Raw genomic sequence first — 14,067 nt, forward strand, 5'->3', positions numbered from 1 at the left:
GATTATCGGTCTCCGCGGGGCAGGCCGAGCAGTCGCTCGGCGATCACGTTGCGTTGGATCTCGTTGGTTCCCGCATATATCGGGCCCGACAGCGAGAAGAGGTAACCGTCCATCCAGCCGGTGTCGAGTTCGGCGTCGGCGCCGAGCAGGTCGAGGGCGGTCTCGTGCGTGGCGATGTCCCACTGCGACCAGAACACCTTGTTGATCGACGACTCCATGCCGAGTTGTCCGCCCGCCGCGAGACGGCTGACCGTCCGGTACGTCGACAACTCGTAGGCGCGCGAACCGATCCAGGCGTCGGCGACGGCCGCGTCGGACGTGGACACCGCATCGCGGCGGCTCTTCCACAGCGTGATGAGTCGATCAGTCGCGGCGAGGAAGCGGCCGGGGGAGCGCAGCGACAACCCGCGCTCGTTGGCCGCGGTGCTCATCGCGACCTTCCACCCGTTGTTCACCTCGCCGATCACCCCGGATGCACCCGGATCGGTCGGGTCGTCGGGGACGAACACGTTCTCCAGGAACAGTTCCGCGAACCCGGGCTCGCCGTCGAGCTGGGCGATCGGCCGGACGGTCACGCCCTCGGCGCGCAGGTCGAACATGAAGTAGGTGATGCCGCGATGCCGCTGGGCCTGTTTGTCGGTCCGGAACAGGCCGAAACCCAGATCCGCGAAACTGGACCGCGAACTCCACGTCTTCTGCCCGTTGAGCAGCCAGCCGCCCTCGGTGCGCGTCGCCGTCGAACGGAGCGACGCGAGGTCCGAGCCCGCCTCGGGCTCGCTCCACGCCTGCCCCCAGATATCGTCGGCGCGGGCCATGCGCGGCATGATCCGCGCCAGCTGTTCGGGGCTGGCGTGTTCGAACAGGGTGGGGGCGAGCAGGAAGATGCCGTTCTGGCTGACACGTCCGGGTGCGCCTGACCGGTAGTACTCCTCCTCGAAGATCACCCAGTGGAGCAGCGGAACGTCGCGCCCGCCGAACTCCTCGGGCCAGCTCACCACCGACATGCGGGCGTCGGCCATCGTCGCCTCCCAGCGACGATGGGCTTCGAAACCCTCGGCCGTGTCCATCGACGGGAGGGGCTCGGCGGGGACGTTGGCGGCCAACCACGACCGGACTTCGGCGCGGAACTCCTGCGCTGCGTCGTCGAACAAGAGGTCCATCAGCGCTCTCCCGCACTCTTCATCGACTTGGCGTCCATGCCGCCGAGTGAGTCGCCCTGTTCGGCGTTCGCGGCGTGCGCGTAGTGATGCCAGCCGAACACCGAGTCCATCGCGTTGCGCATGCCCATCTGGTCTTCGCAGATGTTGACGGCCTTCTTGCTCAAGAACAGTCCCTGCATCGGCATCTGGACCATTCGCTCGCAGATCGCGTCGACCTTCGCCGCCAGTTCCTCGCGGGGGACCACGTGGTTCACCATGCCCCAGTCGAGTGCCTGCGCTGACGTGAAACGGTCGCCGGTGAACAGGATCTCTTTGGCGCGACGCGGTCCCAGAACGAAGGCGTGCGCGAAGTATTCGACACCCGGGATTCCCATGCGGGCAACGGGATCGGAGAAGAAGGCGTCGTCGGACGCGACGATGAAGTCGGCCGACCAGGCGAGCATCAGGCCGCCCGCGATGCACGCGCCGTGGACCTGCGCGATGACGGGCTTGGGCATGTCGCGCCACCGGCGGCACATCCCCATGTACACCTCGGTCTCGCGCGCCAGCCGCTGATCGGCGGTCATGTCGGTTCCGCTGCGGCCGCTGGTGTCGGTGTGGTCCCAGTGCAGGGTCGCCGCGTTCTCGTAGTACGTGTCGAAGTCGCGCTCCGGGGTGCCGATGTCGTGGCCTGCCGAGAAGTGCTTGCCGTTGGCGCGCAACACGATCACCTTGACGGCTGCGTCGTCGACGGCCTTGCGGAAGGCGGCGTCCAGCGAATACGTCATCACCGAGTTCTGTGCGTTGCGGTAGTCGGGGCGGTTCAGCGTCACGTATGCGACGGCGTCGTCGGGGCCGCCGACTTCGTAGGCGACCGGGCTGGTGTCGGGCCCGAGGTCGTCGGGGCGCAGTGCGGGAGGGATCACGGCATCGCTCATACCCTCGACTATAACCGAGCAAGTGCTTGGTTGGTTAGACGGCGGGTAGATCCGCCGTCAGTGCGTCGCCGTCAGTGCGGCGTCGATGTGCGCCACGCAGTGATCGCCGTCGACGAACGGATCCAGCCCCACTCGGGTATCCGACCCGTGGGCGTCGAGGACGCCCTGCATCAGTCCGCGGTGGACCGAACAGGTGATCTCGGGACTCTCGCGGGCCGTCTCCAGAAACGGGCATCGGCGCAGCCGGATCTGCGACGGCGGCGCGACGACCGGGTCGAAGCCCATCGAGGCGAGCATGTGCAGCAGGTCGGACGTGGCGTCGTCCGTGCGGTGGGCGCGGTCGGCGCCGAGAGCTCGTCCGGCGTCGGCGGCGCGTCGCGGCCCGTCTGGGGTCACGGCGAGCGCGGTCACCAGTGCTCGTGCCAGGGTCCCGTACTCGCGGGAGCCGGACGGGTCCATGCCGGGCCGCGCGCGGTAGCGGATGCGCGGTCGGCCGGGGCCCACTGCGGACTCGGTCTGTGCGTCGGCGAGCCCGTCGTCGGTGAGTGCTCGTAGGTGGAAGCGAACGGTCGTCGCGGGCACGCCGAGAGTCTCGGCCAGGTCTGCCACCGTGACCGGTGAGCCCGCGTCGCGCAGCGCGCCCAGGACGTCCGCGCGCGCGGTCATGGTTGCGCCTGCGGTTCCAGCGACGTCACCAGCGGAGCGTCCGACTCCGTCGGCCCGAGTTTTGCGGCGCCGCCCGGCGACCCGAGTGGAGCGTCGCGGCCGGGGAGCGTCTCAGTGAAGAACTCCGCGTTGTCGTTGATGTACGGCTCCCACTCGTCGGGGACGTCGTCCTCGTAGAAGATCGCCTCCACCGGGCACACGGGTTCGCACGCGCCGCAGTCGACGCATTCGTCCGGGTGGATGTACAGGCTGCGGCCGCCCTCGTAGATGCAGTCGACGGGGCATTCCTCGACGCAGGCGCGATCCATCACATCGACGCAGGGGAGTGCGATGACGTACGTCATGGCCGGGCTGCTCTCGGCACGATCGGATCGATGGTCAATGTCGGCTCGCGGTGCGTGTGGACCGTGAGGTAGCTGAGCCCGTCCGGTCCGGCGCGGAACGCTCGTTGCGAGCGTCGCGGCAGCCAGAGGAGGTCGCCCGCGGCCACCGGGATGTCGTCGGCCTCGGTGCCGAGCGTTCCGGACCCGGCCACCACGTGGACGAGGACGTCCACCTCGCCGCCTGCGTGCTCGGCGATCTCGCCGTCGCCCGCGAGCCGGATCAGATTCGAATCCAGGTGTCGGTCGGCCGACTGCAGCTTCCATGCGACGTCCGCGGCGTCGACGGCAGCGTTCGTCAGCTCTGCGGTGTTGCCGAGCTTGCGGGGCGGTGTCGTCGCGGTGGCCTTGCCGATGCGGATCCGGTAGTCGCGCTTCTCGCGCACGAGGTACTCCCACGAGTAGCCGCCGGCCCGATCGGCCTCGAACTCGTCGTGCAGATGGCGCGGGTCGTGATCGTTCACGAGGATTAGTGCTTCGCCGACGTCGAGGTCGTCGAAGATCGCGAAGATCTTCGGATGACGCTGGGGCTTGGGGATCTCGCGGACGTCGAGCGTGATGTCGGGCATGACTAGCGTCTCCTGTGGGCTGCCGGGAATTAATACAAGACCTAGTTGTAAAAATACACCCGGGCGTCGAGGATGGCCAGGGTCTGGCTCATCGAGGTGCGGCGGGAAGCCCGCGGCAGGCGGATCCGGATGTTCAGCGGTGGGACGCGGACCGCGCGGCGTCCGCGACCAGTTCGCCCCATCGCTTCAGCTCGCGCCCGTCCATCGTCGTGTGCGGGCACGAGACGAGCGCACCGACCACGCGGCCCGTCCCGTCGGTGATGGGCGCTCCGATGGTGACCGCGCCGACCTCGGCGTCGTCGGTCAGTTCGCCTGCGAGGTAGTCGATCGTCGACAGTTCGCCGAGCAAGTCGCGGACGCGACCGCGAAGTTCCGCCGGCACGGTGTCGAGGCCGGCGAGAGTGTCGATCACGGTGCGGTGTCCGTCGGTGATCCGTTCGATCGAGTAACCGCGATCGGCGATCTCGGCGAGCACATCGCGCAGCCGGGCGCGGTCGCCTTCCGGTGCGCGGGCGAGCCATTCGTCTCGTACTGTGCCGTCCGCCCACGCGACGAACTCGCGACAGATCGGCGGGTGCAGTCGAATGGGACGCCCGGGCTGGGCCCAACTGTCGGTGGCCGGCGCCGCAGTGCCCTCCGGCGTGGCGTACTCGACGACGGTGATCGTGCGATCGTCCACGGGGCGGGCGAGAAACGCGATCACGCCGGTGTCGGCCACGAGTCGGGTCAGCGCGGGGCGTGCGGCGACGGCGAGGGAGTCGTCGCCGATCGCCGTGCGCGCCGTCGACAGGAACGCCGGGCCGACGGTGATCGTCAGGTCGTCGTGGCGGGTGAGCCATCCGAGATCGGCGAGTTCGGCCACTATTGCGTGCACCGTTGCGCGCGGCAACGCCGTCTCGCGGACGATGTCGGCCAGAGTGGGAGGATGACCGGCGAACGAGATGACGCAGTCGAGAACGACGGCGACTCGTCGCGTCGGCGGCGACGGTTGACGACGCGGTGATCTTGCCCCTAATGTCTGTGACACATTTGCAACACTAAGTGTCGAATATTCGACACGTCAAGGAGGCCTCTGGTCGTGATCGAGGAACTCGAAGCCGAATCGGTGCACATCTTCCGAGAAGTCGCGGCCACCTTCGAACGCCCCGTGATGCTGTTCTCCGGCGGCAAGGACTCCGTCGTGATGTTTCATCTCGCGCGCAAAGCGTTCTGGCCTGCGCCTGCCCCGTTCCCGCTCATGCACGTCGACACCGGACACAACTTCGACGAGGTGATCGAGTTCCGGGACCGCATCGTCGAACAGACCGGTGCTCGCCTCGTCGTCAGCAGCGTGCAGGACGACATCGACGCGGGGCGTGTCGTCGAACAGACCGGCCCCGGCACTTCGCGGAATCGGTTGCAGACCGCGGCGCTGCTCCGCGGCATCCGCGACGGCAAGTACGACGCGGTGTTCGGCGGCGCGCGCCGCGACGAGGAGAAGGCCCGCGCCAAGGAGCGCGTCTTCAGCTTTCGCGACTCGTTCGGCGCCTGGGATCCTCGCAACCAGCGGCCCGAACTGTGGAACCTCTACAACGGGCGGCACGCGCGCGGCGAACACATCCGCGTGTTCCCGCTGAGCAACTGGACCGAACACGACATCTGGGAGTACATCGCCGCCGAACAGATCGACCTGCCGTCGATCTACTACGCGCACGAGCGCCCGGTGGTCCCGCGCGACGGGATGCTTCTCGCCGACACCCGGTTCCTCGAGAAGTATCCCGGCGAGACCGCGCACCTCGAGCGGGTCCGCTTCCGCACCGTCGGCGACGCGACCTGCACCGGATGTGTCGAGAGTGATGCCGACACCCCGGCGAAGGTGATCGCCGAAGTCGCCGCCACCCGAGTCACCGAACGCGGTGCGACGCGCGCCGACGACCGGATATCCGAAGCCGGGATGGAAGACCGCAAGAAGGAAGGCTACTTCTGATGACCGGCGACATGCTCCGCATCGCGACCGCAGGCAGCGTCGACGACGGGAAGTCGACGCTCATCGGTCGGCTGCTCTACGACTCGAAGTCGATCTTCACCGACCAACTCGAAGCGATCGAACGCACCAGTTCACAGCGCGGCGACGAGAGTGCGGACCTCGCGCTCCTCACCGACGGGTTGCGCGCCGAACGTGAACAGGGCATCACGATCGACGTCGCCTACCGGTACTTCTCCACGCCGGAACGCAAGTTCATCGTCGCCGACTCGCCCGGGCACGTGCAGTACACGCGGAACATGGTGACCGGTGCGTCGACGGCGGACCTCGCGATCATTCTCGTCGACGCGCGCAAAGGTGTGCTGGAGCAGACGCGGCGGCACGCGTTCCTGTCCTCGCTGCTGGGCATCCCGCACCTGACGGTGTGTGTCAACAAGATGGACCTGGTCGACTACTCGGAGGAACGCTACGACGAGATCGTCGCCGAGTTCACGGCGTTCGCGGCCAAACTGAACGTGACCGACGTGATGTTCATTCCGATCTCGGCGCTGCGCGGCGACAACGTCGTCGACCGGTCCGAGACGATGGACTGGTACACGGGCCGCTCGCTGCTCGGACATCTGGAGACCGTGCACATCGCGTCCGACAAGAACCTCATCGACGCGCGCTTCCCCGTCCAATACGTGATCCGGCCGCAACGCGCCGACGGTCTCGACCATCGGGCGTTCGCTGGCACGGTCGCGGGCGGTGGGCTCTCGGTGGGCGACAAGGTCGTCGCGCTGCCCGGCGGCTTCGGCACCGAGGTCGTCAAGATCTGGGGGCCGGGCGGCGCGGAGCGGTCGGAGGCGTCGGCAGGCGACGCCGTGTCGGTCGAGTTGGCCGATGAGATCGACATCGTCCGCGGCGACATGATCGTGCGGCCCGGCAACCGTCCGCACGTCGGCCGCGACCTCGACGCGATGGTCTGCTGGTTCTCCGAGACGCGCTCGCTGTCGGAGGGTGACACGTTCTCGATGCTGTGCGGCACCCGTGAGACGCGGGTGTCGGTGACCGGCATGAACTATCGGCTCGACGTCAACACACTGCACCGTGACGGCGCCGCAGACGAGTTGGAGCTCAACGAGATCGGCCGGATGACGCTGCACTGTCAGCAGCCGATGATGTTCGACGAGTATCGCCGCAACCGGCAGACCGGCAGTTTCATCCTGATCGACGAGGCGACCAACGCGACCGTCGCGGCGGGCATGATCGGTGCACCCGTCGCCCACGATTCGAACGTCGTCTGGGAGGCCGGGAAGGTCACGCGCGAACACCGCGCGTACCGCGGTGCGACCATCTGGCTCACCGGGCTGTCCGGGTCGGGGAAGTCGACGATCGCCACCGAACTCGAACGACGACTCGTCGCCGAAGGCAGACCCGCATACCTGCTCGACGGCGACAATCTGCGACATGGGCTGAACGCCGACCTCGGGTTCAGCGACGACGACCGTCGCGAGAACATCCGGCGCACCGCCGAGGTCGCGTCGTTGTTCACCGACTCGGGAGCCTTCGCCCTCGTGTCGTTGATCAGCCCGTTCGCCGCCGAACGCCAGCGTGCGCGAGAGATCCATGCGGCTCGCGACCTCCCGTTCTTCGAGGTCTTCGTCGACACACCCCTCGACGACTGCGAGGCCCGCGACCCGAAGGGGCTGTACGCGAAGGCTCGCGCGGGCGAGATCGCACAGTTCACCGGTATCGACTCGCCGTACGAGCGCCCCGTGACCCCCGAGTTCGTGATCCGCCCGTCCGACGGCGCCCCCGCGGATATCGCCGAGATGATCCTGCAGCGTCTGGGGATGTGAGCCGCCGTGAATCCTGTTGCACAACGGTCGCTCAGCGACCGTTGTGCAACACTAGTCGGCTCGCCGAGAGAGCGCGGCGCGCACATCGGCCGCGGTGAGCGTCATCAGGTCGGCCTCCGACAGTGCGTCGATGTCGTCCGACGTGGCGAGACGGTGTTCGCGCTCCTCCTCGGCGGCCTCGATCAGGTTCCGTACGTGGCGGCCGTTGCCTGCGACGTCGATGGCGCGGCGGGTGCCGATCGACGTGGTGCACAGCCTCTCGAACGATGCTTCCAACACCTGGCAGGCATCGGCGGCCAGCCGGGAGTCGCGGCCGCCCGCCATCGATTCGGCGATCCGCACCAGTTCGCTCGGCGAGTACGAGTCGAACCGGATCCGGCGCGCGAACCGGGACGCCAGACCCTCATTGGCGGCCAGCAGTCGATCGATCTCGTCGTCGTAGCCGGCGATCACCACGACGAGCCGATCCCGGTCGTTCTCCATTCGGGCGAGCAGGGTGTCGAGGGCTTCGCGGCCGAACGCGTCGCCGCCGGAGAGCCCCTCCTGGATCAGGGTGTACGCCTCGTCGATGAACAAGACACCGTCCAATGCCGAGTCGATCACTGCCGACGTCTTCGGCGCCGTCGACCCGAGATGCTCGCCGACGAGATCGCCTCGGCTGACTTCGACGACGGTGTCGGTGGCGAGGATCCCGAGGCCGCGATACATGCGCGCGACGATGCGTGCGACTGTCGTCTTCCCCGTTCCCGGCGGGCCGGTGAAGGTGAGATGCAGGCTGCGCGGTGCGGTCCGCAGCCCTTTCGAAGCACGCAGATCGGCGAGCAGCACAGACGAGCGCAGGCGTTCCACCTGTTCTTTGACTGCAGCCAAACCCACCTGGGATGCGAGCTCGGTGTCGGCGGCCGCAAGGTCTGCGTGCCGATCGACGGCCGCAGGTGCGGACTCCTCGTCTGGAACGTCGATCACCAAACGGTACGACGGGTCGTCCAGTGCGCGCCGTGCATCGGATAGACGAGGATCGAGCGCGTACGCCTCCTGAAAGCACGCCCTCGCCGCAGCTTCGTCGCCCCGCGTTCGCTGGGCCATCCCGATCGCGAACGTGGCCGCCGCGCGCGCGTTGTCGAGACCACTGTCCCGGGTCGCCGACAGGAGGCGGACGCCCTCGTCGAACATGCCGAGCTGGATGCACGCCGTCCCCGCCACATACTCGGCCGCGGCCGTCAGCACCGGGTCGGCCCACGCGTCTCGGGCGGCCAGCGCGCCGAGCGCGGCCCGCCACTCTCCGGCCCTGAGATGCAGCACACCGCGGCAGTAGCCGACCACCGGTTCGTCGGCGGTCGAGTCCAGGATCCGTCGCGCGCCGTCGAGGTCGCCGCCGTCGATCAGCGACGAGGCGTATGCGGCGGCGGCACGGTCGGCCGTCGTGATCGGGTAGTCGACGAACAGGCCGACAGGCGCCAGCCCGGCGAGTGCTCCGCGCGGCAGGCCGACCCGCCGCTGCTGCACCCCGATGCTGTCGTGGGCGCGATGCAGGCCGAAGAGGGTGGAGCCGGAGCGGTCGCCCGCGGCGAGCCGCCCCAACCAGGCGTCGCCCATCGTCGGATCGATCTCGCTGGCGCGCGTGAACGCGGCGAGCGCACGGTCCTGGTCGGGTGGATCGTCGCAGACCAGGTGGCCGAGCGCCGCCATGCCTGCGTCGAAGAGTCGTCGGGCGTCACCGACTGCGATGCGCTGCCTCGTGCTTGTCATCTGGTCCCCCCGAACCTCGACACGGTGCAGCGACTCTAACCCTCCGGAGCACGCCGATATCAGATTTTCACGAGTATTGCCGGACTCGACCCGGGGGACGGGCCGAGCACTCCGCGCCCTCGCATAGACTGTCCGGTGTGAGCGCCCAGGTAGATACCGTTTCCCACGCCGCCGAATCCCCCGACACCGCGCAGCCGTACGCCGAGCTGGGTCTGAAGGACGACGAGTACGCACGTATTCGCGAGATCCTGGGCCGCCGCCCGACCGACGCCGAGCTGGCGATGTACTCGGTGATGTGGTCCGAGCACTGCAGCTACAAGTCGTCGAAGAAGCATCTGCGGTACTTCGGCGAGACCACCACCGACGAGATGCGGGCCGGGATGCTCGCGGGCATCGGCGAGAACGCAGGCGTCGTCGACGTGGGCGACGGCTGGGCCGTCACGTTCAAGGTCGAGTCGCACAACCACCCGAGTTACGTGGAGCCCTACCAGGGCGCGGCGACCGGCGTCGGCGGCATCGTGCGCGACATCATGGCGATGGGCGCACGGCCGATCGCGGTGATGGACCAGCTGCGCTTCGGCGCTGCCGACGCGCCGGACACGCGGCGCGTCGTGGATGGCGTGGTGCGCGGCGTCGGCGGCTACGGCAACTCGCTCGGCCTGCCGAACATCGGCGGCGAGACCGTCTTCGACGCCAGCTACCAGGGCAACCCTCTCGTCAACGCGCTGTGCGCGGGCGTCCTCCGCACCGAAGACCTGCACCTGGCGTTCGCGTCGGGCACGGGCAACAAGATCATCCTGTTCGGCGCTCGCACCGGTCTCGACGGCATCGGCGGAGTATCGGTGCTCGCATCCGAGACGTTCGACGACTCCGATGACGCGGGGCCGTCGCGTAAGAAGCTGCCGAGCGTCCAGGTCGGCGACCCGTTCACCGAGAAGGTCCTCATCGAGTGCTGTCTGGATCTGTACCGCGAAGGCCTCGTCGTCGGCATCCAGGATCTCGGCGGCGCCGGTCTGTCGTGTGCCACGAGCGAGCTCGCGGCTGCGGGCGACGGCGGCATGCGCATCGACCTCGAGCAGGTGCCGATGCGCGCCGAGGGCATGACGCCCGCCGAGGTCCTCTCCAGCGAGTCGCAGGAGCGCATGTGTGCGGTCGTGACTCCGGAGAACGTCGACAAGTTCATGGACGTGTGCCGCAAGTGGGACGCGCTGGCCACGGTGATCGGTGAGGTCACCGACGGTGACAACCTTGAGATCAGGTGGCACGGCGAGACCGTCGTCGATGTGCCGCCGCGCACCGTCGCCCACGACGGACCGGTGTACGACCGTCCGCTGGCCCGCCCGGACTGGCAGGACGAGGTCGTCGCGTCGACCACGGTCGGACTCACTCGTCCCGAGTCCGGCGATGAACTGGGCGCGACGTTCCTGAAGATGCTGGCCAGCCCGGCGCTGTGCAGCCGCAAGTTCATCACCGAGCAGTACGACCGCTATGTCCGCGGCAACACGGTTCTCGCCGAACATGCCGACTCGGGCATGATCCGCATCGACGAACAGACCGGCCGAGGCGTCGCGATCTCGACCGACGCGTCGGGCCGCTACACCTACCTCGATCCGTACACGGGCGCGCAGCTCGCGCTCGCCGAGGCTTTCCGCAACGTCGCGGTGTCCGGCGCGGCGCCCGCGGCGGTCACCAACTGCCTCAACTTCGGCTCGCCGGAGGATCCCGCCGTCATGTGGCAGTTCAGCCAGGCCGTGCGTGGCCTCGCCGACGGATGCGCCGAACTCGGCATCCCGGTGACCGGTGGCAACGTCAGCTTCTACAACCAGACCGGCAGCACCGCGATCCTGCCGACGCCGGTGGTCGGTGTGCTCGGCGTCATCGATGACGTGCGACGTCGCATCCCGACCGGCATCGGCACCGAACCGGGGGAGACGCTCATTCTGATGGGCGACACGCTCGACGAGTTCGACGGCTCGATCTGGGCGCAGGTGGAGCACGATCATCTCGGCGGCGTCCCGCCGAAGGTCGACCTCAAGCGTGAGCGGCTGCTCAGCGACATCTTGATCGCCGCGTCGCGCGACGGTCTGGTCTCCGCGGCGCACGATCTCTCCGAGGGTGGTCTGATCCAGGCCGTCGCCGAAGCGGCGCTCGCGGGCGAGACCGGCTGCCGGATCCTGTTGCCCGAGGGGGTCGACCCGTTCGTGTGGCTGTTCTCCGAGTCGACGGGACGCGTCCTCGTCGCGGTGCCGCGGACCGAGGAGTCGCGGTTCACCGGCATGCTGACCGCGCGTTCGATGCCGTGGACCCGTATCGGCGTCGTCGACCAGGGCAGCGACGAGCTCGAGGTCCAGGACCAGTTCGCGGTGAAGCTCGACGAGATCCGCGACGTCCACGAGGGGACGCTGCCGAGACTATTCGGCTGATCCGACGACGATCGAGGGCCGGGCAGTCGACACGTCTGTCGTTCGAACGTACGGCTCTCGATCGTGGGTGGTGTCGGCGGTTACGATCAGTCGACGTTGACCGCACCCGGTGGTCAGACGACGAGGGGAAGACATGACGAACCCGCCCGGAGACCACGGCGACCCCACATCGGGGGACGACCCGAACGCCGAGCCGGACCCGTTTGCCGAGACGCAGTTCGGGCAGACGCCCAACTTCAAGAAGGAGCCCCAGGAGCCGGAGACACAGCAGCCGGAGACACCGCAGCCGGAGACACCGCAGCCGGGCTTCGGACAGTCGGAGCCCGGGCAGCAGCATTTCGATGCAGCGTCTCAAACCCCGGGTAATCCCTATCCGACGAACCCGTATCCGACGAACCCGTATCCGGCCGGCCCGACGGGCAACGCGGGACCGGCGCCGGCGAACAGTCTCGTCTCGGCGATCCTCGTGACCGTCATCGGTTTCGTCGGAACCTGTTTCACCTGCTTGAGTCTGGTGGCCGGCATCTTCGGCATCGTCGCAATCGTGAAGGCCAATGCGGTGGCCGGTCAATGGCAGCGGGGTGACACGCTCGGCGCTCAGCGGTCGGCCGACGAAGCGAAGAAGTACTCGACCTATGGGTGGATCGCGATCGGCGTGTCCATCGCGCTCTGGGTCATCATGATGATCGTGTTGATGGCCACCCACACTTCTGCCGGCTACTACGACTTCAGCTGATCGCGGACCGACCATCTAACGACCTCGCCGCACTCGGCGCACGACGAAAGACTCCTATGACCACCCCGCAGAACCCGGACGGTTTCGGGCAGGACCCGTTCAACAAGTCCGACTCGGGCCAGCCCCAATACGGCCAACCCCAATACGGTCAGCCCCAATACGGTCAGCCCCAATACGGCCAACCCCAGTACGGGCAGAACCCGTATCAGGGTGGAGCCCCCGGTATGGAGCCCGACAACAACCTGGTGTGGGCCATCCTGAGCACCGTGCTGTGCTGCTTGCCGTTGGGCATCGTCTCGATCGTCAAGTCGACGTCCGTCGGCAAATTGTGGGCGATGGGCGACTACGCCGGCGCCCAGCAGGCGGCCGACGACGCCAAGAAGTTCGCCATGTGGAGTGCGATCGCCGCCGTCGCGTGGTGGGTGATCTTCGTGATCTTCTACGCCGTGGTCATCGCAGCTGCTGTCTCGAACACTGCGTAGCGACATGAGCGTCGCCGTAGGGACCGCCGACCGTGTGCTGGGAACCGTGCAAACGGTCTCCCGGCACCGGGTCGCCGGTCCCGCGTCGGTTTTCGTCGGCGTGGCGGCGGCGGGGACCCTCGTCTGGTTCGCTGATCCGACCACGCCGGGCGGCATCATTCCGCCGTGTCCGACGAACGCACTGCTGCACATCAACTGTCCGGGGTGCGGGGCCTCGCGCGCGGTGTACTGCCTGCTGCACGGCGATCTCGGCGGCGCATTGCACTACAACGCGGTCGGCGTCGTCGCCCTCGCGTTCCTGGCCGTCGCTTTCGTCACGTACACCGTCGGGCTGTGGCGTGGACGCCGGGTCCGCGGCTGGCAGCAGTGGCGATACACGCCGGTGACAGTGCTCGTGGTGACGCTCGTCTGGTTCCTCATCCGAAATATTCCGATCTCACCGTTCGACAGTCTGAAAGTGTGACCCGTCTTGACTACCCCTGATGATCCGTCCGGCCAGCCGTCGAACGACGACGACTGGACCGCGTACGAGCCGACACAGGTCGGCACCCCGAAACCCGATCTGACCAAGCGCGACGTTCCGACGTCCACCGATCCGGCGACGAACGGACCGCCCGCGTACGAGCCGACGCAGACCACTCCGACGCCGCCGCCGCTGCCCGAGCCAGGGTATGCCCAGTCAGGGTATGCCCAGTCAGGATATGCCCAGCCGGGGTACTCGGAGCAGGCTTATGCTCAGCCGCCGTTGCCGCCGGTTGTCGCGCCGGGGCCGTACGGTGCGGCGTACCCGTATCCAGGACAGCAGTTCGGGGCTGGCCAGCCGGGGCCCGCGCCGCAGACCGGGCAGATCTCGTCGATCGTCGCGCTCGTGTTCGGCGGCCTTCTGACCGTCAGCTGTTACGGCACGCTGATCGGTATCGCACCTCTCGTGCTGGGCATCATCGGCCTGACGAAAGCGAACTCCGTCGGTCGTCTCTGGTTCGCGGGGCAGACTGCCGAAGCGTCGCAGGCCGCGGAGTCGTCGAAGAAGGCCGCGATGTGGGCGTGGATCAGCCTGGGCATCGGCGTGGTCCTCGCGATCATCGTGGTCATCATTCTCGTCGTGTGGGCGGTCAACAGCGATCCCTCGCCGAATACGACGTACACGTACGACACCTGATCGGTGTCCCGCCGCGTCGTGC

Annotated in this window: 14 protein-coding genes; 7 read left to right on the top strand and 7 right to left on the bottom strand. The window is 67.9% G+C overall.

The features are described from left to right. Positions 1–2: 2 nt before the first annotated feature. The 6 genes from L5G28_RS05580 to L5G28_RS19395 all read right to left on the bottom strand — a co-directional run bounded on the left by L5G28_RS05580 (position 3) and on the right by L5G28_RS19395 (position 4,719). A complete protein-coding gene (locus L5G28_RS05580) occupies positions 3–1,160 on the bottom strand; it encodes an acyl-CoA dehydrogenase family protein (protein WP_237000669.1) in 1,158 nt (385 codons plus the stop codon). Then, positions 1,160–2,077 carry an enoyl-CoA hydratase gene (locus tag L5G28_RS05585; protein WP_237000670.1) on the bottom strand — a complete coding sequence of 306 codons (918 nt, stop codon included), beginning with the start codon at positions 2,075–2,077 and terminating at the stop codon, positions 1,160–1,162. Before L5G28_RS05585 ends, L5G28_RS05580 begins: the two co-directional genes overlap by 1 nt. A 57-nt stretch (positions 2,078–2,134) precedes the next feature. Then, positions 2,135–2,743: a helix-turn-helix transcriptional regulator gene (locus L5G28_RS05590; RefSeq protein ID WP_237000671.1), complete on the bottom strand. Its 609-nt coding sequence runs from the start codon at positions 2,741–2,743 to the stop codon at positions 2,135–2,137. After that, entirely contained in the window at positions 2,740–3,087 is a 348-nt protein-coding gene (gene fdxA, locus L5G28_RS05595) for a ferredoxin (protein WP_237000672.1), read from the bottom strand. The genes L5G28_RS05590 and fdxA overlap by 4 nt, the downstream gene beginning before the upstream one ends. Beyond that, the gene (locus L5G28_RS05600; RefSeq protein WP_237000673.1) at positions 3,084–3,692 is read right to left on the bottom strand and encodes a DUF2249 domain-containing protein; all 609 of its coding nucleotides are present in this window, start codon (positions 3,690–3,692) and stop codon (positions 3,084–3,086) included. The genes fdxA and L5G28_RS05600 overlap by 4 nt, the downstream gene beginning before the upstream one ends. Before the next feature lie 133 nt (positions 3,693–3,825). Further along, positions 3,826–4,719, bottom strand: a complete 894-nt coding sequence (locus L5G28_RS19395; protein ID WP_237000674.1) for an IclR family transcriptional regulator — start codon at positions 4,717–4,719, stop codon at positions 3,826–3,828. Between the two features lie 21 nt (positions 4,720–4,740). On the opposite strand from L5G28_RS19395, the gene cysD reads away from it, so the two are divergent. Together cysD and cysC are read left to right on the top strand one after the other, a co-directional pair. Then, complete coding sequence (cysD, locus tag L5G28_RS05610; RefSeq protein ID WP_308191960.1) at positions 4,741–5,658, top strand: sulfate adenylyltransferase subunit CysD; 918 nt, start codon at positions 4,741–4,743, stop codon at positions 5,656–5,658. After that, positions 5,658–7,496 (top strand): adenylyl-sulfate kinase, encoded by a 1,839-nt coding sequence (gene cysC, locus L5G28_RS05615; RefSeq protein WP_237000676.1) that lies wholly within the window; start codon positions 5,658–5,660, stop codon positions 7,494–7,496. Before cysD ends, cysC begins: the two co-directional genes overlap by 1 nt. Positions 7,497–7,547: 51 nt before the next feature. Here the strand turns inward: cysC and eccA are convergent, their stop codons facing one another. Then, positions 7,548–9,245, bottom strand: a complete 1,698-nt coding sequence (eccA, locus tag L5G28_RS05620) for a type VII secretion AAA-ATPase EccA (protein WP_237000677.1) — start codon at positions 9,243–9,245, stop codon at positions 7,548–7,550. 137 nt (positions 9,246–9,382) lie between these two features. Between eccA and purL the strand changes: the two genes are divergently transcribed. The 5 genes from purL to L5G28_RS05645 all read left to right on the top strand — a co-directional run bounded on the left by purL (position 9,383) and on the right by L5G28_RS05645 (position 14,045). After that, on the top strand, positions 9,383–11,668 hold the full coding sequence (gene purL / locus L5G28_RS05625) for a phosphoribosylformylglycinamidine synthase subunit PurL (RefSeq protein ID WP_237000678.1): 2,286 nt from the start codon (positions 9,383–9,385) through the stop codon (positions 11,666–11,668). 133 nt (positions 11,669–11,801) lie between these two features. Then, entirely contained in the window at positions 11,802–12,404 is a 603-nt protein-coding gene (locus L5G28_RS05630; protein ID WP_237000679.1) for a CD225/dispanin family protein, read from the top strand. 56 nt (positions 12,405–12,460) lie between these two features. Next, positions 12,461–12,886 carry a CD225/dispanin family protein gene (locus L5G28_RS05635; protein WP_237000680.1) on the top strand — a complete coding sequence of 142 codons (426 nt, stop codon included), beginning with the start codon at positions 12,461–12,463 and terminating at the stop codon, positions 12,884–12,886. A 4-nt stretch (positions 12,887–12,890) separates the two neighbouring features. Continuing rightward, entirely contained in the window at positions 12,891–13,349 is a 459-nt protein-coding gene (locus L5G28_RS05640) for a DUF2752 domain-containing protein (protein ID WP_237000681.1), read from the top strand. A gap of 6 nt (positions 13,350–13,355) precedes the next feature. After that, positions 13,356–14,045 (top strand): CD225/dispanin family protein, encoded by a 690-nt coding sequence (locus L5G28_RS05645; RefSeq protein WP_237000682.1) that lies wholly within the window; start codon positions 13,356–13,358, stop codon positions 14,043–14,045. Positions 14,046–14,067: the final 22 nt, after the last annotated feature.

This window comes from Gordonia liuliyuniae (genome assembly GCF_021739025.1).
GTDB classification, from domain to species: domain Bacteria; phylum Actinomycetota; class Actinomycetes; order Mycobacteriales; family Mycobacteriaceae; genus Gordonia; species Gordonia liuliyuniae.

Coding starts and splice junctions, on each gene's coding strand:
- L5G28_RS05590 (WP_237000671.1), bottom strand. CDS start 2,743: ATGACCGCGCGCGCGGACGTCCTGGGCGCGCTGCGCGACGCGGGCTCA.
- L5G28_RS05580 (WP_237000669.1), bottom strand. CDS start 1,160: ATGGACCTCTTGTTCGACGACGCAGCGCAGGAGTTCCGCGCCGAAGTC.
- eccA (WP_237000677.1), bottom strand. CDS start 9,245: ATGACAAGCACGAGGCAGCGCATCGCAGTCGGTGACGCCCGACGACTC.
- L5G28_RS05585 (WP_237000670.1), bottom strand. CDS start 2,077: ATGAGCGATGCCGTGATCCCTCCCGCACTGCGCCCCGACGACCTCGGG.
- L5G28_RS05630 (WP_237000679.1), top strand. CDS start 11,802: ATGACGAACCCGCCCGGAGACCACGGCGACCCCACATCGGGGGACGAC.
- L5G28_RS05600 (WP_237000673.1), bottom strand. CDS start 3,692: ATGCCCGACATCACGCTCGACGTCCGCGAGATCCCCAAGCCCCAGCGT.
- L5G28_RS05635 (WP_237000680.1), top strand. CDS start 12,461: ATGACCACCCCGCAGAACCCGGACGGTTTCGGGCAGGACCCGTTCAAC.
- fdxA (WP_237000672.1), bottom strand. CDS start 3,087: ATGACGTACGTCATCGCACTCCCCTGCGTCGATGTGATGGATCGCGCC.
- cysC (WP_237000676.1), top strand. CDS start 5,658: ATGACCGGCGACATGCTCCGCATCGCGACCGCAGGCAGCGTCGACGAC.
- L5G28_RS05640 (WP_237000681.1), top strand. CDS start 12,891: ATGAGCGTCGCCGTAGGGACCGCCGACCGTGTGCTGGGAACCGTGCAA.